At 67.5% G+C, this 18,111-nt stretch carries 17 protein-coding genes and 1 riboswitch; of the genes, 9 read left to right on the forward strand and 8 right to left on the reverse strand.

All coding sequences use genetic code 11. The annotated features are described in order from the left end of the window. Positions 1–22: 22 nt before the first annotated feature. From manA to VMT65_RS04345, 4 genes are all read right to left on the reverse strand, one after another. The gene (gene manA / locus VMT65_RS04330) at positions 23–1,255 is read right to left on the reverse strand and encodes a mannose-6-phosphate isomerase, class I (RefSeq protein WP_326306598.1); all 1,233 of its coding nucleotides are present in this window, start codon (positions 1,253–1,255) and stop codon (positions 23–25) included. Further along, positions 1,255–2,433, reverse strand: a complete 1,179-nt coding sequence (locus VMT65_RS04335; protein ID WP_326306599.1) for a tobH protein — start codon at positions 2,431–2,433, stop codon at positions 1,255–1,257. Before VMT65_RS04335 ends, manA begins: the two co-directional genes overlap by 1 nt. A 73-nt stretch (positions 2,434–2,506) precedes the next feature. After that, positions 2,507–3,883, reverse strand: coding sequence for a phosphomannomutase/phosphoglucomutase (locus tag VMT65_RS04340; protein WP_326306600.1), 1,377 nt, complete (start codon positions 3,881–3,883; stop codon positions 2,507–2,509). A 197-nt stretch (positions 3,884–4,080) separates the two neighbouring features. Then, positions 4,081–4,473, reverse strand: a complete 393-nt coding sequence (locus VMT65_RS04345; RefSeq protein ID WP_442790195.1) for a DUF3499 domain-containing protein — start codon at positions 4,471–4,473, stop codon at positions 4,081–4,083. Between the two features lie 173 nt (positions 4,474–4,646). Here VMT65_RS04345 and VMT65_RS04350 point away from each other — a divergent pair, with 173 nt between their 5' ends. Further along, complete coding sequence (locus VMT65_RS04350; protein ID WP_071812126.1) at positions 4,647–5,126, forward strand: metallopeptidase family protein; 480 nt, start codon at positions 4,647–4,649, stop codon at positions 5,124–5,126. A 148-nt stretch (positions 5,127–5,274) separates the two neighbouring features. Here the strand turns inward: VMT65_RS04350 and VMT65_RS04355 are convergent, their stop codons facing one another. Next, positions 5,275–5,535, reverse strand: coding sequence for a WhiB family transcriptional regulator (locus tag VMT65_RS04355; RefSeq protein WP_326307441.1), 261 nt, complete (start codon positions 5,533–5,535; stop codon positions 5,275–5,277). 560 nt (positions 5,536–6,095) lie between these two features. Here VMT65_RS04355 and cofD point away from each other — a divergent pair. The 4 genes from cofD (at position 6,096) to VMT65_RS04375 (ending at position 9,726) form a co-directional block, all read left to right on the forward strand. Continuing rightward, positions 6,096–7,094 (forward strand): 2-phospho-L-lactate transferase, encoded by a 999-nt coding sequence (gene cofD, locus VMT65_RS04360; protein WP_326306602.1) that lies wholly within the window; start codon positions 6,096–6,098, stop codon positions 7,092–7,094. Next, positions 7,091–8,455, forward strand: a complete 1,365-nt coding sequence (locus VMT65_RS04365) for a coenzyme F420-0:L-glutamate ligase (RefSeq protein ID WP_326306603.1) — start codon at positions 7,091–7,093, stop codon at positions 8,453–8,455. The genes cofD and VMT65_RS04365 overlap by 4 nt, the downstream gene beginning before the upstream one ends. Before the next feature lie 10 nt (positions 8,456–8,465). Beyond that, on the forward strand, positions 8,466–8,984 hold the full coding sequence (locus tag VMT65_RS04370; protein ID WP_326306604.1) for an NUDIX hydrolase: 519 nt from the start codon (positions 8,466–8,468) through the stop codon (positions 8,982–8,984). 50 nt (positions 8,985–9,034) lie between these two features. Continuing rightward, positions 9,035–9,202: riboswitch (FMN riboswitch) on the forward strand. 77 nt (positions 9,203–9,279) lie between these two features. Continuing rightward, the gene (locus tag VMT65_RS04375) at positions 9,280–9,726 is read left to right on the forward strand and encodes a 6,7-dimethyl-8-ribityllumazine synthase (protein ID WP_326306605.1); all 447 of its coding nucleotides are present in this window, start codon (positions 9,280–9,282) and stop codon (positions 9,724–9,726) included. A gap of 80 nt (positions 9,727–9,806) precedes the next feature. Here VMT65_RS04375 and VMT65_RS04380 read toward each other — a convergent pair whose 3' ends face one another. Beyond that, positions 9,807–11,174, reverse strand: a complete 1,368-nt coding sequence (locus VMT65_RS04380; RefSeq protein WP_326306606.1) for a cation:dicarboxylate symporter family transporter — start codon at positions 11,172–11,174, stop codon at positions 9,807–9,809. A 128-nt stretch (positions 11,175–11,302) separates the two neighbouring features. Between VMT65_RS04380 and VMT65_RS04385 the strand changes: the two genes are divergently transcribed. From VMT65_RS04385 to ahcY, 4 genes are all read left to right on the forward strand, one after another. Beyond that, positions 11,303–12,859, forward strand: a complete 1,557-nt coding sequence (locus tag VMT65_RS04385; RefSeq protein ID WP_326306607.1) for a sensor histidine kinase — start codon at positions 11,303–11,305, stop codon at positions 12,857–12,859. Further along, on the forward strand, positions 12,856–13,569 hold the full coding sequence (locus VMT65_RS04390; protein ID WP_326306608.1) for a response regulator: 714 nt from the start codon (positions 12,856–12,858) through the stop codon (positions 13,567–13,569). The genes VMT65_RS04385 and VMT65_RS04390 overlap by 4 nt, the downstream gene beginning before the upstream one ends. A 196-nt stretch (positions 13,570–13,765) precedes the next feature. Continuing rightward, entirely contained in the window at positions 13,766–14,929 is a 1,164-nt protein-coding gene (locus tag VMT65_RS04395) for an alkane 1-monooxygenase (protein WP_326306609.1), read from the forward strand. 116 nt (positions 14,930–15,045) lie between these two features. Further along, positions 15,046–16,521 carry an adenosylhomocysteinase gene (ahcY, locus tag VMT65_RS04400; RefSeq protein WP_326306610.1) on the forward strand — a complete coding sequence of 492 codons (1,476 nt, stop codon included), beginning with the start codon at positions 15,046–15,048 and terminating at the stop codon, positions 16,519–16,521. A gap of 86 nt (positions 16,522–16,607) precedes the next feature. On the opposite strand, the gene VMT65_RS04405 is transcribed toward ahcY, so the two are convergent. Together VMT65_RS04405 and VMT65_RS04410 are read right to left on the reverse strand one after the other, a co-directional pair. Next, positions 16,608–16,895, reverse strand: coding sequence for a hypothetical protein (locus VMT65_RS04405; protein WP_326306611.1), 288 nt, complete (start codon positions 16,893–16,895; stop codon positions 16,608–16,610). Positions 16,896–17,031: 136 nt separating this feature from the next. Further along, positions 17,032–18,084 (reverse strand): glycerophosphodiester phosphodiesterase, encoded by a 1,053-nt coding sequence (locus tag VMT65_RS04410; protein ID WP_326306612.1) that lies wholly within the window; start codon positions 18,082–18,084, stop codon positions 17,032–17,034. Between the last annotated feature and the right edge of the window lie 27 nt (positions 18,085–18,111).

The following is an 18,111-nucleotide window of genomic DNA, read 5'->3' on the forward strand; positions in this document are numbered from 1 at the left end:
ATCGGGAGAGCTTACAGTTCGCCTACTGCTCCTCGCCGACCGCGGCACAGAACAGCTGCGCCGGCCCGTCCACCGCCTGCGCGCGAATCCCGCCGTCGGCGGCCGAGATCCACGCGGCGTGCCCGCGCTCCACGACCAGATCGTGGTTGCCCTGCAGCAGCCGCACCCGGCCGTGGGTGACCAGCGCGATCACCGGGCCCGAGCCGACCGCCGGCACGGGATCGGCGTCCTGCTCCAATTCGAAACGGGCGAGCGCGAATTCGGGCGCGGGGGTGTGGTAGCGGAAGACGCCCTCGGCCACCTGCTCCGGCTCCACGATCGGCAGATCCAGGGGCTCGAAGTCGAGCACCCGCAACAACTCCGGCACATCCACGTGCTTGGGGGTCAGGCCGCCGCGCAGCACATTGTCGGAGTTGGCCATGATCTCGACGCCCACCCCGCGCAGATACGCGTGCAGATTCCCGGCGTCCAGGAACAGGCCCTCACCCGGTTCCAGGGTGATGCGGTTGAGCAGCAGCGCCGCCAGCACCCCGGCATCGCCCGGATACGCCTCGGCCAACTCGAGCGCCGTGCGGATCTCGGCCACGAATTCCTTGCCGCTGCCGCCGCTTCCGGCCTCGGACAGATATCGCACGCAGCCGTCGAGGACCTTGGGCAGCAGCGTGCTCAGCGTGGCCTGGGGCAGCGCGATCCAGGTGGTGAACAGCGTGCGCAGCCCGGCCGAATCGGGTTGGGCGCCCAGCAGTTCGGCGTAGGAGCTCAGCTCGGGAACGTCGAGGGCCCGCAACAGCTGGACCGTCTGGCGCGGATCGCGGAAACCGGCCAGCGCCTCGAAACGGCCGAGCGCCACCACGAGTTCGGGCTTGTGGTTCTCGTCGCGGTAGTTGCGCATGGGGGAGTCGAGGGCGACCCCGGTCTGGTTCTCGCGCGCGAAGCCCGCCCGGGCCTGCTCGATGCTGGGGTGCGCCTGCAGCGACAGCGGCTCCTCGGCGGCCAGGATCTTCAGCAGGAACGGCAACCGACCGCCGAATTCGCCCGCGACGGGGCCGAGTTCGCGCTTGGGGTCGGCGCGCAGCAGCTCCAGCAGGGATTCGCTGTGTCCATTGATCTGCACGCGCGCGGGATCGGCGGGGTGTGCGCCGAACCAGAGTTCGGCCTCCGGGTGCGCCGAGGGGACCGGTCGGCCGCACAGCTGAGCGAGCGCGGTGCGCGAACCCCAAGCGTAGGAACGCAGCGCACCAACGAGTTCGTGCACTAGTAATTGCCCCCGTCGTAGTGTCCCGGTCCGGTGGCCGGGCGGGAACCGAGTAGTCGAAGATATGCGGCGGCCATTTCCAGCCGAAGGGTCAGCACGGCAAGCTTTTCCAGCTCGCTGCCCTGGGAGACGGCCCCCGGTTGCTCCTCTTCCCCGGCCGCGCGGGCGGAGACCTCGCCATCGGCGGTCACCAGTTCGGCGTCCACCAGCCCCGCGTCGGAGCCGAAGACCGCCAGGCGGCGGCGCGCGGCTACTTCGTCCAGGTCGGCGCTCACCACGAAGATCCGGATCTGTTCCACCGGCGCGGGCCCGTCCAGCTCCTCATCGTGGAAGAGCGGATCGAATCCGGGTGCGGCCACGCCCGCGGCGTCGATGAGCCGGCCGTGTGCGGCAACGGCTTCCGACAGCGTTATGCCCGTGGCGATCTGCCCGGCGGTGGCCAGCAGCACTTCGGCGCCATGCTCGGCGACAACGGTCGCGGCCGGGGTGTCACCGGCGAGGACGACGCGTTTGCGCTGCGCCATGCGGGTCGCCAGGGTCTTGGCCGGATTGTGGAAGACCTCGTTCTGGGGACCGTCGCGCAGTGCCTCCTCGTCGAGCAGGTCTGCGAGAGCGTTCAATTCGGGTACCAGCGGCCCGGTGCGGTGCGGGTCGATGGTGGTGATCACCGCCAGGCCGGCCGCCAGGTAGCGCAGCATGCGATTGGGGTCGAGCACCCGCACCCGCGGGGCGAGGACGGTGGCGCGGCCCGCGGCGGCCGCGCGGATGGGCCCCTCGTCCGGGGTGGCCACGACCACTTCGGCGCCGCGTCGCAGCGCGCTGTCGACGGCCTCGGCGAGTCGAGGGTCGCCCGCATCGTCGCCCGCCACCAGCACCACATCCAGCGGGCCGACCCACGGCGGGATCGAAGTCGCCGGTACCAGAGGCATACTCGTGTGATTCCCCAGCGCCGCGATCAGCAGGGACGCGGCGCGCGCGGCGCGTCCACTGCCGGAAACGAGGACGAGGCTGCGGGGTCGCAGATCGGTCAATCGGCTCAACGCGTCCTCGGACAGTGCCGCGGCGGTCGCCCTGATCTGGGCTCCCCCCGACGCGGCGGAGCGCAAGGCGCCCCCGGCGTCGGCCGCCTCCAGCGAGGCGACGTCATCGAGGTCGAATACCGGTGTCCCAGCGATCATCGGGCGTTGCCACCTCCCCTCATCGGGTCACCAGACGCTGGTGAATCCAAGCTCTGTGATTCCACTATTCCAGTCAGGCGCGGACGATGCTCAGGATCTCGGTCACGAGTGCGTCTACTTCCTCCTGCGATCGCGCCTCGACATTGAGCCGCAGCAGCGGTTCGGTATTGCTGGCGCGCAGGTTGAACCACGCGCCGTCGGCCAGCGTGACGGTCACGCCGTCCAGCCGATCGACCGATTTCGCTCGCGTGCCGAATGCCTCCAGGATCGCCTGCGTGCGCTCCTTGGCATCCGCCACTGTTGAGTTGATCTCTCCGGAGGACGCGTATGTTGCATACGCGGAAGCCAATTCCGACATCGGGCGATCCTTCTCGCCCAAAGCGGCCAAAACGTGCAGGGCCGCGAGCATGCCGGAGTCCGCGCCCCAGAAGTCGCGGAAGTAGTAGTGGGCCGAGTGCTCGCCGCCGAAGATCGCGCCGGTGGCGGCCATCTGCTGCTTGATGAACGAGTGGCCGACGCGGGTGCGCACCGGGGTGCCGCCCAGCTCGGTCACCAACTCGGGCACGGCCTTCGAGGTGATCAGGTTGTGGATGACCGTCGCGCCCGGCTCCTTGGCCAGCTCGCGCTCGGCGACCAGACCGGTCACCGCGGACGGGGAGACCGGGTCGCCCTTCTCGTCCACCACGAAGCAGCGGTCGGCGTCGCCGTCGAAGGCCAGGCCGATGTCCGCGCCGGTCTTGCGGACGTAGTCCTGCAGATCCACCAGGTTCTTCGGATCCAGCGGATTGGCTTCGTGATTGGGGAAGGTGCCGTCGAGCTCGAAGTACAGCGGCTCGATGGTGAACTGCGGCAGCGCGCCCAGCACGGCCGGGACGGTGTAGCCGCCCATGCCGTTGCCCGCGTCCACCGCGATGCGCAGCGGGCGCGAGCCGCTCAGGTCGACCAGCTTGTGCAGGAAGTCGGCGTAGGCCTGCAGCAGATCCTCGCGGGTCTCGGTGCCGCGTTCGCCGTCGAAGGCGGGGACCCCGGCGATGACCTCCTCGGTGATGGTGGCCAGACCGGTGTCCTGACCGACCGGCAGCGCCTTGGCCCGGCACAGCTTGATGCCGTTGTACTTGGCCGGATTGTGGCTGGCGGTGAACATCGCGCCGGGGCAGTCCAGATGGCCGGAGGCGAAGTACAGCTCGTCGGTGGAGGCCAGTCCGATGTGGACCACGTCGAGTCCCTGGGCGAGCACGCCGTCGGCGAAGGCGGCGGCCAGAGCGGGGGAGGAATCGCGCATATCGTGACCGATGACGATGCGCTTCGCGCCTTCCGCGCGCATCAACCGCGCGAAGGATCCGGCCACATCCCGAACGAAATCCGCATCGATCTGTTCACCGACCACCCCGCGAACGTCGTATGCCTTGATGACTGCTTGAACTGACTCGGCGGACCGGGCGACTGTCATAAGGGACACCCTAGTATCAGAGCCCGTTGGAGGAGGAGCTCACCCATCTGTACGGTCCGGGCTCCTGATTTCGTGAGGCGAGGGTAACTCGCCGGGTACGTCCAAAATCGTTGGCGGCACTCGACCGGCGGCACGGAATGCCAATGGGCCGCGGCTCTCAGCCGCCCGCTGAAGGCTCGGGGAGGCGGGCAGGCTCTTCATTGCCCCGGGGGATCCGGTAGCACCCGTAGATGGCCTCTGCGGCCGGTGCGGCCCTGGCGGGCGGGGCGCTGCGGGGCGGGGGCGTAGTCGGCGTAGCCGCGCGGATCGGGTTCAGGTGTGCGGCGGCGCAATCCGGCCTCGCGCACGGCCTCGGCCAGGGCGGTCAGATCGTCGTCGTCGGGGGTGGAGCTGGAAAACCCGCCCTCGTGACGGACCAACTCCCATCCCTTGGGCGCGGTGATCCGGGAGGCGTGCGTTTCGCACAGGTCCCAGGAATGCGGTTCGGCGACCGTGACCAGCGGGCCCACGACTGCCATCGAGTCGGAGTACACATAGGTCAGCGTCGCGACGGCCGGGTTCTTGCAGCCTGGACGGCAGCAACGACGCATGGGGATCACGCCATGCAGGGTAACCCCCCTCACGCCGTCGTGGACACAGACACGCTCAATGAACCCGGTCTCACTCGCGCCGCGCACCCGGCCCCCGACGGGCCGACAGGGCCTCGGGTAGCTGTGCTAACCGTGTGCACACACCTGTGATGGGCAGGGGTTAGATTCAAGGTATGACCCGTTCCCGTAAGAGGCGGCCGCCCACCGCGCGGTCGGTCATCCGCCGTGGGCGGGGTGTGCGCGGGCCGATGCTGCCGCCGACGGTCCCGGCCCGGCGGACCCGCGGCCAGGAGTTCGACCGGCTGGTGCTGGAGGCGTTCGCGCCGCTGGAGAGCCGCTGGCACGAACAGCTCACCAAGCTCGATATCGCCGTCGACGATGTGCCGAAAATCCGTCCGCTGCACCCGGATTCGGTGACCTGGCCCGACGAGGTGGTGGCCGACGGCCCGGTCCCGCTGTCCCGCCTCATCCCGGCCGGCGTGGACCGCTACGGCATGGCTACGCGTGCCCGAGTCGTGTTGTTCCGCAAGCCTTTGGAGCTACGCGCACAGGACCCGGACGATCTGGTCGACCTGCTGCGCGAGGTGCTCGTGCAACAGATCGCGACCTATTTGGGTGTGGACCCGGACATCATCGACCCGGAACCGGAGTAGCGCTCCCCGCCTCCCCGCGACCTCAGCGGGCGGCTAGGGAGCCTTGGCCAATGGGCAACCCGTGCCGACGGTTGGGTGCCGTCGACAATCTCGGGCGTACCCGGTGAGTTACCCTCGACTCACCAGATCAGTTGTCGCGTAGCGATTTTCAGATGATGCCGCGCTTGAGGCGGCGGCGTTCGCGCTCCGACAGGCCGCCCCAGATTCCGAAGCGTTCGTCGTTGGCGAGGGCGTATTCGAGGCACTCGTCGCGTACCTCGCAGCCCATGCAGATGCGCTTGGCCTCGCGGGTGGAGCCGCCCTTCTCCGGGAAGAACGCCTCCGGGTCGGTCTGGGCGCACAGTGCCCGTTCCTGCCATTGTTCGGCTTCGGTCATCATGCGACCGCCGCGCGAGAAAGTGTCGAACATATCCTCGGCACCGGTGACGATCAGGCTCAGCCGCGGTGGTTCGGGCTGGTAGGCGGCTCGCGCCCACTGTCCGCCCCCCGGCCGCGCAGTCGTCATCGGTTCACCCCCCTCGTACCCGTTCCGTTCGTCGGCGCAGAAGCCAGGTGCTGCGCCAGCTGTGGAATCGGTTTGCGATACACCGCCCGGAATGCCCGACGGGGCCAGCTCATCGGCCATCGCTCCGCCTCCTCACTGTGTGTTAGCGCAGAATGATTAATCCGCCGGAGCCGATCCCACCGACGGCCCAACACCGCGACGTAGTCCCGCGGCCATCCCCGAGCTTGGCGTCACCCCGGTGCGAACAGTTGTTCGAAAACCCGTCCGCGCCTTGCACTCTCACGCGGACCCGGAATGACATGCCTGTGATTAGACACGCCGGGAGCGGCGATGGTCAAGCTGCCGAGGCAATTCCGTTACCATCTCCGACCCCCTTCTGCGCTGTTCCTGCAGATCAGACAGCAAATTTGTAGCAAATGATCTGTTATCGGGCATCCCCCGCCGAACGCATAGGCTGTGCGGATGTGACTCGAGAACAAGCGGACACCGCGCCCGGCACCGGCCTTCGAATCGCCGTACTGGTCGGCGGAGTCGGCGGCGCGCGCTTCCTCATGGGTGTGCGCGAGCTGCTGCCGGGAGCCGACACCACGGCCATCGTCAATGTGGGCGACGACGTCTGGATGCACGGGCTGCGCATCTGCCCTGACCTGGACACCTGCATGTACACCCTGGGTGGCGGCATCGATCCCGAACGCGGCTGGGGGCACGCGAACGAGACCTGGCACGCCAAGGAGGAGCTGGCGAAATACAACGCTCAGCCCGATTGGTTCGGACTGGGGGATCGCGATATCGCCACCCATCTCATCCGCACCGAAATGCTGCGTCAGGGATACCCGCTCTCGGCGGTCACCGAGGCGCTCTGCAATCGGTGGCAACCGGGTGTGAAACTGCTTCCGGCAACCGACGATCGGTGTGAAACGCATGTCGTTATCGGGGATCCGGAGAACCCTGGCGAACGCCGCGCGATCCATTTCCAGGAGTGGTGGGTTCGGTACCGAGCAAACGTCGAGACCCATGGATTCGTGACTATTGGGGCAGATGCTGCGAAACCAGCCCCCGGTGTGACGGAAATCATAGAGTCGGCCGACGTGATCCTGCTCGCCCCGTCGAACCCGGTGGTCAGCGTCGGAGCCATCCTCTCGGTGCCCGGCATTCGCGGCGCAATCCGCACCTCGGATGCGAAGGTTGTCGGTTTTTCGCCGGTGATCGGTGGTAAACCGTTGCGCGGCATGGCCGATGAGTGTCTGTCCGTGATCGGCGTGGAGACCACCGCCGAGGCCGTGGGCAACTACTACGGTGCGCGCTCGACCACCGGAATCCTGGACGGTTGGCTCATCCACACCGGCGATACCGCCGATGTCCCGGGCGTGGAGGTGCGCGCCGTGCCCCTGCTCATGACCGATCCGGCCACCACCGCCGAAATGGTGCGCGAGGCCCTCGACATCGCGGGAGTCAAACCGTGACAACGGATTCCACGCCGGTGCTCGGCGATCACGCCGCCGGCGGCGAACTGCGCATTCTGCCCATTGCCGGCCTGCCGGAATTCCGTCCCGGCGACGATCTCGCCGAAGCCATTGCGGCACAGGCACCTTGGCTGCGCGACGGGGATGTGCTGGTGGTGACCAGCAAGATCGTGTCCAAGGTCGAGGGTCGGATTGTCGCGGTGCCCGCGGATCCGGACGAGCGCGACGCCGCGCGGCGGCGACTGGTGCTCGAGGAATCGGTGCGGGTGCTGGCGCGCAAGAACCGCACCCTCATCACGGAGAACAAGCTCGGCATCGTGCAGGCCGCGTCGGGCGTCGACGGCTCCAATGTGGAGCAGGGCGAACTGGTGCTGCTGCCACAGGATCCGGACGCCTCGGCCAAGGCGCTGCGCGCCGCGCTCGCCGAGCGGCTCGGGGTGCAGGTGGCCGTGGTCATCACCGACACCATGGGCCGGGCCTGGCGCAATGGCCAGATCGACGCCGCCATCGGGTCATCGGGCCTGCGGGTCGTGCACGACTACAACGGGGCCGTGGACGGTCAGGGCAATGAACTGCACGTGACCCTGGTCGCCGTGGCCGACGAACTGGCCGCGGCCGCCGATCTGGTGAAGGGCAAGCTGGGCGGCGTCCCGATCGCGGTGGTGCGCGGGTTCGAGTACACCGACGACGGCTCGACGGCCGCCGATCTGCTGCGGCGCGGCGCGGACGATCTGTTCTGGCTGGGGACCGAGGAGGCCCTGGAGCTGGGCCGCAAACAGGCTGTGCCGCTGCGGCGTTCGGTGCGGCAGTTCGCGCCCACCGCGGTCGAACCCGAGATCGTCCGCGCCGCCGTCGCGGCCGGACTGACCGCTCCGGCCCCGCACCACACCCGCCCGGTGCGCTTCGTCTGGCTGCGTGATCGGGCGCTGCGCGAGCGACTGCTCGAGGCCATGGCCGACAAGTGGCGCGTCGACCTGACCGCCGACGGCAAGACGCCCGAGAGCATCGAGAAGCGAGTCGCGCGCGGCCGCATCCTCTTCGACGCCCCCGAGGTGATCATCCCGTTCTGTGTCCCCGACGGCGCACACGACTATCCGGACGAAACCCGCACGGCCGCCGAGCAGACCATGTTCACCGTCGCGGTGGGCGCGGCGGTGCAGGGCCTGCTGGTCTCCCTGGCCGTGCGCGGCGTGGGTAGCTGCTGGATCGGTTCCACCATCTTCGCGCCCGAGGTCACCCGCGAGGTGCTCGGCCTCGAAGCGGACTGGAACCCCCTGGGCGCCATCGCCATCGGCTATCCGCTCGAGGAGATCGCGCCCCGCGAGGTGGGCGATCCCGGCATCGGCCTGGTCGAGCTGTGAGCGAGGTGGCATGAGCGCCGAGTCCCTGCACAAGTCGGCCACCGAGCTGCTCGAAACCTGGTCCCCGCCAACGGGTCCGGAGCAGTCGATCCGGGAGGCCATGCTGGCGTTCCTGGGTTCGGCCCCGCGCGGCTGTCTGCGCGAGCATGCGGCCGGGCACATCACCGCCTCGGCCATCGTGTTCTCCCGCGACGAGCGCAAGGTGCTGCTGACCCTGCATCCCCGCGTGGGCCGCTGGATCCAATTGGGCGGGCACTGCGAGGAATCCGACGACACCGTCGCCGCGGCGGCGCTGCGCGAGGCCACCGAGGAATCCGGCATCGACGGACTGGTGATGGCGCCGGGCCTCTACGGTGCGCAGGCCCACCCGATCACCTGCTCGCTGGGCGTGCCCACCCGGCACCTGGATCTGCTGTTCAAGATCACGGCTCCGGAAGGCGCTGTGCCGGTGCGCAGTTCGGAGTCCACCGACCTGCGCTGGTGGCCGGTGGACGGTCTCCCGGCCGACTCCGATGTCTTATTGCGCTGAGTGAATTCATTTCTTCCCCGCCCCGAGAGCGCGTGTTACTGTCCGGTAGTACACGTTCTCAGGGCGGGGTGGAATTCCCCACCGGCGGTAATGGCATCCGGACCGATCCGGACGGCACGAGCCCGCGAGCGCCAGGTCACCTCACGGTGGCGTGGGTCGAGCAGATTCCGGTGTGATTCCGGAGCCGACGGTCACAGTCCGGATGAAAGAGAACGCGGCACCGGCACGTCCGCTCGCGCGGTCGGGTCTGTTCGCGTCTATGCCCTGGGTGACATCGCGAACAGGAGGAATCCCCATGTCACCCAATTCGAATCGCATCGCCCTCGTCGCCGCGCGCTGGCACGGTGAGATCGTCGACAAGGCCGTCGAGGCCGCCAAGGCCGGGCTCGTCGAGCGCGGCCACACCGAGATCGACGTGATCGAGGTGCCGGGCGCGTTCGAGATCCCGTTGCGCGTCAAGCGATTGGCCACCGGTGGGAACTACGCCGCGATCGCCGGTGTCGCGCTGGTGGTCGACGGCGGCATCTATCGCCATGATTTCGTGGCCTCGACCGTGGTCGACGCCCTCATGCGGGTGCAGCTGGAAACCGATGTGCCGGTGTTCTCCGCGGTGCTGACGCCGCACCACTTCCACGAGCACGGTGAGCACCTGGCCTATTTCACCCGCCATTTCGAGGTCAAGGGCGCGGAGTTGGCCCATGCCATCGCCGCGACCCTGGCGCTGGACGCGATCGGCGTCTAGCACCAGGGTCTGTGCGGGTTCCGCCGGAACATACGGGGGGAAAATGTTCCGGCGGTCCCGGTTCCGCCTGGGGGTTGGGGTCAGGCTGAAACCAGGTTCTTCTCGGCGGCGCCCGAGTCCTGCTCGGGTGCCTCCGGGGCTTGGTGGTCGTCGACCATGCGGGTCTCGTCGAAGGGGATCTCGCGGTTGAGCACCGCGGTCACGCGCTCGGGGTCCACGGTCTTGGTCCAGGTGCCGACCAGCAGGGTGGCGACCGCGTTGCCCGAGAAGTTGGTCAGCGCACGGGCTTCGGACATGAACCGGTCGATGCCGACGATCAGGCCGACGCCGTCGAGCAGTTCCGGCCGGTGGCTCTGCAGCCCGCCCGCCAGGGTGGCCAGGCCCGCGCCGGTGACACCGGCCGCGCCCTTGGAGGCGACGATCATGAACAGCAGCAGGCCGATCTGCTCGCTCCACGACAGCGGCTTGCCCATGGCGTCGGCCACGAACAGGGTGGCCATGGTCAGGTAGATGGCGGTGCCGTCGAGGTTGAACGAATAGCCGGTCGGCACAACCACACCTACGGTGGTGCGGTCCACGCCGACGTGCTCCATCTTGGCGATCAGCCGCGGCAGGGCCGACTCCGAGGAGGAGGTGGCGAAGATGAGCAGGTACTCCCGCGCCAGGTAGCGAACCAGCTTGAAGATGGAATTGCCGGTCACCACGCGCAGCAGGACGCCCAGCACGCCGAAGATGAACACGATGCAGGTCAGGTAGAAGGCCACCATCAGCAGCGCCAACTGCTTGACCGCGTCGAGTCCGGTGCGCGCCACCACATTCGCCATCGCGCCGAAGGCGCCGATCGGAGCCAGCCACAGGATCATGGTCAGAATCCGGAAGACCAGTTTCTGGATCGAGGCCACCCCGCGCAGGATCGGCTCGCCCGCCGAACCCATGGCCTGGATGCCGAATCCGACCAGCAGCGCCACGAACAGCGCCTGCAGCACCTTGCCCGAGGTGAGCGAGGACAGCAGTGTGGTCGGGACGATGTCCTCGAGGAACTGCCAGGTGCCGCCCGCCGCCTTGGCGTCGGTCGCGTACTTGGTGACCTCCTTGGCGTGCGCGGCCACGTTCAGACCCGAACCCGGGTGCAGCAGATTGCCCACCAGCAGACCGATGCCCAGCGCCACCGTCGACATGATCAGGAAGTAGCCGATGGCCAGGCCGCCGACCCGGCCGACCTTGGCGGCCGCGCGCACCGAGCCGATGCCGAGCACGATGGTGCAGAAGATGACCGGGGCGATCATCATCTTGATGAGGTTGACGAAGATCGTGCCGAGCTCGCCGACGTTCTTGCCGAAACCGGGAGCCAGCCAACCCACCAACACGCCCCCGATGACGGCCGCGATGACGGCCAGGTACAGCCAATGGGTACGGTCTCGGCGCTGTGGTGTTGTCGTCGTGCTCATCTCGTCGTGCCTCCGGGTTACTGCCCGCGCGACGGTTCTCCACACGGGTGATCGGTAAGAATCATGGTTGGCAACGTGACGGCGGTCACTGTTTCGTAAATTATGTTCATGAAGTGCCCGGAGGAGTCGTGACACGTCGTAGAACTCGGGCCCGGCGCACGCTGGCCGGGCAGGTGTTCGTGGTGCAGGTGCTGGTGCTGGCCGTGGTGATCGCGGCGGGGGCGGTGCTGGCGGTGGTGCAGACGCGGCGCGTCCAGGACGACGCCACCCGGGCGGAGGTCGTCGACACCGCGGTTGCGGTGGCGCAATCGCCCTCCACGCTGGCGGGCGTGCGCAGCCCGGATCCGACGGCCCTGCTGCAGCCGGTGACCGAGGCGATTCGCAAGAGCACCGGCATGGATTTCATCGTGGTGATGGCCCCGGACCGCACCCGCTACACGCACACGGAACCGGACCGGATCGGAAAACCCTTCAGCGGGAACATCGATCGCGCCCTGGCGGGGGAGACCTTCACCGAGACCTACGCCGGTACGCTCGGCCCCTCGATCCGGGCGGTGACCCCGGTGCGGGACGGGGACGGGAAGATCGTCGCGCTGGTGTCGGCGGGCGTGACCCGGACCCACATCGGCGAGCAGGTGCGCGATCAGCTGCCGCTCATCCTGGCCGCCGCGCTGGGCGGCCTGGCGCTGGCCATGCTGAGCTCGTTCCTGTTGCGGCGCAGGCTGTTACGGCAGACCCACGGCCTGGGGCCGGGCGAACTTCGAGCAATGTACGAACACCACGACGCGGTGCTGCACTCGATCCACGAGGGGCTGCTGGTCTTCGACCGCTCCGACGAGACCGCCGAGGTGGTCAACGATCAGGCGCGGCTGCTGCTGGACCTGCCCGACGGGCCGATCACACGCGCGGATCTGCCGGTATCGTTGCAGCGCTTGGGAACCGGCGTGGTGCGCGACGAAATGCACGTGACCCCGGAACGGGTGCTGGTGGTGAACCAGGACGTGGTCGAGCACGACGGCCGCCGCATCGGCACCGTGCTGACCCTGCGCGATCACACCGAATTGCGGGATGTGCTGGGCGAATTGGATTCCGTGCGGGGGTTCGCCGAATCCCTGCGGGCCCAGGCGCACGAGGCGGCCAACCGGCTGCACACCGTGGTCACCATGGTGGAGCTGGGCCGCCACCGCGAGGCGGTGAACTTCGCGACCGCGGAACTCGAACTCTCCCAGGTGCTCATCGACCGGCTCACCGGCGCGGTGGCCGAACCGGCGGTGGTGGCGCTACTGCTGGGCAAGGTGGAGCAGGCCGCCGAATACGGTGTGGAGCTGACGGTCACCGGTGACACGCTGCTCGACACCACCGATCCGCTCAGCCCGAACGAGATGGTGACGCTGTTGGGCAATCTGATAGACAACGCGCTCGAGGCCGTCGGGCACGACGAGGACGCGTGGGTGGAAGTGACTGTGCGACGGGACGACTCGGAATTGTTCGTGCGGGTGGCCGACAGCGGTCCGGGCATGTCGGAGGAGCTGTTCACCCGGGCCACCGAGCGCGGGTACTCCACCAAGACCGATCACCACGGTCTGGGCCTGGCGTTGGTGCGGCGGCTGGTGGCCCGGCACGGCGGGGAGCTGCGGGCGCAGCGGGAACCGGAATCCGCGGTGATCGTGAGGTTTTCGCGATGACGACCCGGCCACCGCAATCGATCCGCGTCCTCATCGTGGAGGACGAGCCGAAAATTGCTGCGGCACACCGCTCCTACGTGGACCGGGTGCCGGGCTTCGAGGTGGTCGCCGTGGCGCACACCGGACGTGACGCGGTTTCGATAGCGAAACGGTCACAATCTTCCGGCGTCCCCGTTGATTTGGTGTTGATGGACATCGGCTTGCCGGATATGAGCGGCCTCGCGGTCGCCGCGGCGCTGGCCGGACTGCGGCCGCGGCCCGACGTCATCGCCGTCACCTCCGCCCGCGATCTGGCCATGGTGCGCGCCGCCGTCTCGCACGGCGTGGTGCTGTATCTGTTGAAGCCCTTCACCTTTGCCGCCTTCCGCGAGAAGTTGGATCGCTATCTCGAGTACCGGGCGGCGCTGCCCCCGGGCGAGGCGGCGGTCTCGCAGCACGACATCGATCGCGCCTTCGGCGTGCTGCGCACGCCCGACCAGCGTGCCACTTTGCCGAAAGGCATTGCGCCCCAGACCATGGACGAGGTGTCGCGCGCGGTGCGGGGCGCGGCGGCCGGTTTGTCCGCGGGTGAGGCCGGGCGCGCGGTCGGCGTTTCCCGGGTGACGGCCTGGCGCTACCTCGAGCGTCTGGCCGAAGACGGCGTGGTGGAACGGCGAACCGACTACGGTCGAACGGGACGACCACAGGTGCGCTATGTGTGGTTGCGCTGAAAGAGATACGCCACCGGTTTGCCAATGGGGTCAAGGTGACTGGTGCCACATGGGTGGTTGCCCGAGAACCGACTGCTCATGATGTAACGGTTGCCACCTTTGAGTCCGACCAGGTGCTGTAACAGGGACTAAGTTTCAAGATATGTAGTCGCGAAGTTGTTGAGGTTCGAAGAGGTTTCTAATTAGCGGGGCAAACGTGCAATTGGTCGGCAAACGGTCGGGTTCGCCGGATCCGAAACGCCGCCTGTGGGTGCTGGGCCTGGTGGCACCCGCGTCGGCGTTGTTGCCGTCGCAGCTGGTGCTCTACACCAAGCTCACGGTGTTCTGGTGGATCGGACCCATCATCGTTCTGATCGTCATTCCGGTGCTGGACTGGGTCGTCGGGGAAGACGGGACCAATCCGCGCGACGAGGATTACGAATTACTTTCCAATGACCGGTTTTACCGGTGGTGCACCTACATGTTCCTCCCGGTTCAGGTGATCGGGTTGATCATTGCCGCCTACATGTGGGCGGGTCATGATCTGTCCATTCCGAACAAGCTGGGCTTGGCGGCCACGCTCGGGTTCGTCAGCGGCATCGGCATCAACGCCGCGCACGAGCTCGGCCACCGGGTGGAGCGGCTGGAGCGCTGGCTGTCGAAAATGGCGCTGGCGCAGTCGGCGTACGGCCACTTCTTCGTCGAGCACAACAAGGGCCACCACGCCCGTGTCGCCACGCCCGACGACCCGGCCAGCGCGCGCATGGGCGAATCGCTGTGGGAGTTTCTGCCGCGCAGCGTGATCGGCGGTTTCCGCTCGGCCATCCACCTCGAGGGCGAGCGGCTGCGGCGCAAGGGGCACGGCTGGTTCAGTGTCCACAACCACATCCTGCAAGCGTGGTCTATGACGGTCGTCCTGTTCGGGACGCTGTTGGCGATCTTCGGCTGGGCGATCCTGCCGTATCTGCTGCTGCAGGCCGTGATCGGCGCGGCGCTGCTCGAAACCGTCAACTACGTCGAGCATTACGGCCTGCTGCGGCGTCGGCGACCCAATGGCGCGTGGGCGCGCTGCTCCCCGCGCGACAGCTGGAACAGCGACCGACTGGTCACCAATATCTTCCTGTTCCATCTGCAGCGGCACAGCGACCACCACGCCAATCCGGGACGCCGGTACCAGACGCTGCGCACCTCGGAGGAGGCGCCGCAGCTTCCGGCGGGCTACGCCACCATGATTCTGCTGGCGTTGTTCCCGCCGCTGTGGCGCTCCGTCATGGATCCGCGGCTGCTCGAGCACTATTCGGGCGATGTGAGTCGGGCCAATATCCAACCCCGCAAGCGGGAGAAGATCCTGGCCGCCTACGACTACCCGGCGGCGGCCTGAGTCGGATCGACAAACCCCACCGATGTGCGTACGCTGTACGCACGTCGGCCGCAGCGTGGGGGTACCAAGCCCGACCGACTAGCCTTAGCGCCAAGCAGCCGACCATGGAGAGGCAGATGACGACCGCTGTGTCCAGCATGATGACCCCCGACGTCCGCAACGGGATCGATTTCAAGGTGGCGGACCTGTCCCTGGCCGAGTTCGGCCGCAAGGAGATTCGCCTCGCCGAGCACGAGATGCCGGGCCTGATGGCGCTGCGCCGCGAGTACCACGAGGTGCAGCCGCTCAAGGGCGCGCGCATCTCGGGTTCGCTGCACATGACCGTGCAGACCGCGGTGCTGATCGAGACCCTGGTCTCGCTCGGCGCCGAGGTCCGTTGGGCCTCCTGCAACATCTTCTCCACCCAGGACCACGCCGCGGCCGCGGTCGTGGTCGGTCCGCACGGCACCGTCGAGGAGCCCAAGGGCACTCCGGTTTTCGCCTGGAAGGGCGAGACCCTCGAGGAGTACTGGTGGGCCGCCGAGCAGATGCTGACCTGGCCGGGCGAGCCCGCCAACATGATTCTCGACGACGGCGGTGACGCCACCATGCTGGTGCTGCGCGGCGCGCAGTTCGAGAAGGCCGGTGTGGTGCCGCCCGAGGACGAGACCCACTCCACCGAGTACAAGGTGTTCTTGAACCTGCTGCGCGCCAGCCTCGAAGCCGACAAGGGCAAGTGGGGCAAGATCGCGGAGTCGGTGCAGGGCGTCACCGAGGAGACCACCACCGGTGTGCTGCGGCTGTACCAGTTCGCGGCCGCGGGTGAGCTGGCGTTCCCGGCGATCAATGTCAACGACTCGGTCACCAAGTCCAAGTTCGACAACAAGTACGGCACCCGCCACTCGCTCATCGACGGCATCAACCGCGGCACCGACGTTTTGATCGGTGGCAAGAAGGTGCTGATCTGCGGTTACGGCGATGTGGGCAAGGGCTGCGCGGAGTCGATGAAGGGCCAGGGCGCGCGCGTCCAGGTCACCGAGATCGATCCGATCAACGCGCTGCAGGCGCTCATGGACGGCTTCGACGTGGTCACCGTGGAGCAGGCGATCGGCGATGCCGACATCGTCATCACCTCCACGGGCAACAAGGACATCATCCTGCTCGACCACATGAAGGCCATGAAGGACCAGGCCATCCTGGGCAATATCGGCCACTTCGACAATGAGATCGACATGGCGGCGCTGGAGCGTTCGGGCGCGACGCGGTTGAACATCAAGCCGCAGGTCGACCTGTGGACGTTCAAGGAGAGCGGCAAGTCGATCATCGTGCTGTCCGAGGGTCGTCTGCTCAACCTGGGCAATGCCACCGGGCACCCGTCGTTCGTGATGTCGAACTCGTTCTCCAACCAGGTCATCGCGCAGATCGAGCTGTGGACCAAGCCGCAGGAGTACGACAACGAGGTCTACCGCCTGCCCAAGCACCTGGATGAGAAGGTCGCGCGCATTCACGTCGAGGCCCTCGGCGGCACCCTGACCAAGCTCACCAAGGACCAGGCCGAGTACATCGGCGTGGACGTGGAAGGCCCCTACAAGCCCGAGCACTACCGCTACTGAGCGGAAACTCGCGGTAGTTAGCGACAATTCGGCCGGTCACCAGGGGTGACCGGCCGAATCTCGTTGTGACCGTGAGTCTCTGCGCCTCAGAGGCAGAGGTCCACCACCGGAACCCACTGCTTGCCCTGCAGGGTGCAGAGGGTGGCGTTGATCAGCTCGCTGGCGCTGGAACCGGTGCCGAGCACATTGCTCGACCCGGAACCGCCCGAGCCCGAGGGCACGGACGAGCCCGACGGAATGAGCGACGAGCCGGAATTGGCCACCGGCGCGGCGGGTTCCAAGGTGACCGGGGCCGCGGTCGCGGTGCCCGCCGTGGAAAGAGCGGCGGCGGTGAGGGCGACGGCGGCCAGGGGGTAGGTGAAGCGCGACTTCATCAGGGTTGCTCTCCTTGCAGGGGGAGTGATTGTTCGGACCCTACACATCTATGAACTGGATGTGTTTCAAACCAAATGATTCGGCCCCGATCGCACTGCGATCGGGGCCGAATCATTTGATGGAGAGCGGGTCGCGCTACTTGTGGAAGGACATCGGGAGCGGGTAGCCCTTGTCCCGCATGACTTCTCGGGCGCGGTTGGGGTAGTCGGTGATGATGCCGTCGAAGCCCCCGTCCAGCACCGCGGCGATATCGGACTTCTCGTTCACCGTCCACGGGACCACGGTGAGGTCGAGATCGTGGGCCTTGCGGACGTATTCGGCCGGGCTGCCCACGGTCTTGTAGTCCGGCGACGAAATGTTCGCGCCCAGCGCCTTGATCGCGCCCAGCGGATCACCGACGTGGTCCTCGTAGCGAACCGGGCCCAGCCACTTGCTGTTCGGTTCGAACGTGCTGTCGTCATACAGCGCGACGGTCGGGATGGCCGGGTTCTTCGCCTTCACCAGCGGCAGGCTGCGCCAATCGAAGCTCTGGATCTCGACCTTGTCGGTGGCGGCGGCCGTGGCGACGGTGTCGAGGATGACCCGGACGAATTCCTCGGGGGTGGCGGACTGTTCGGGGTGCTCGGCCTCGAGCTTGGTCTCCACGTTGTAGCGCAGGGTGTCGAACGCGCCCGGATAGGTCTTCACCAGATCGAACAATTCGGGCAGTCGGGCGATCTTGTTGCCCGGGAGTTCCTGTGCCTCCGGGAAACCCGCCAGCTTCTTGCCGCAGTCGAGGGTGTGGACCTGATCGTCGGTGAGGTCGTGGATCACCTTGCCGACGTACGGGTATTGCGGGTCGTCGGGGAAAGCGGGTGCGGTGTCGGCGCACTTCTCGGCCTGGACGGTCGGGTCGTGCCAGATGAGCGGGACATTGTCCTTGGTCAGGACGATATCGAGTTCCAGTGTGGAGACACCCAGTTCGATGGCCTTGGCGAAGCCGGGCAGCGACTCCTCGATCGTCATGCCGCGACCACCGCGGTGGGCCTGCAGGTCGAAGCGGCGGTGGGGGTCGGCGGTGGCCGCGGCCGGGGTGCTCTTGTCGCTCGAGCCACTGCCGCAGGCCGCCGATCCGATCGCGGCAACCGCCAGTCCGAAGACCAGGAAAGCACGTTTGAACTGCACCGACGTGACGCCCGTGGTAGTCATGGCCGGACTATAGCGAGGATTGGGTAG

Origin of the sequence: Nocardia sp. CDC153 (assembly GCF_035818515.1) — a bacterium.
Taxonomy (GTDB): Bacteria; Actinomycetota; Actinomycetes; order Mycobacteriales; family Mycobacteriaceae; genus Nocardia.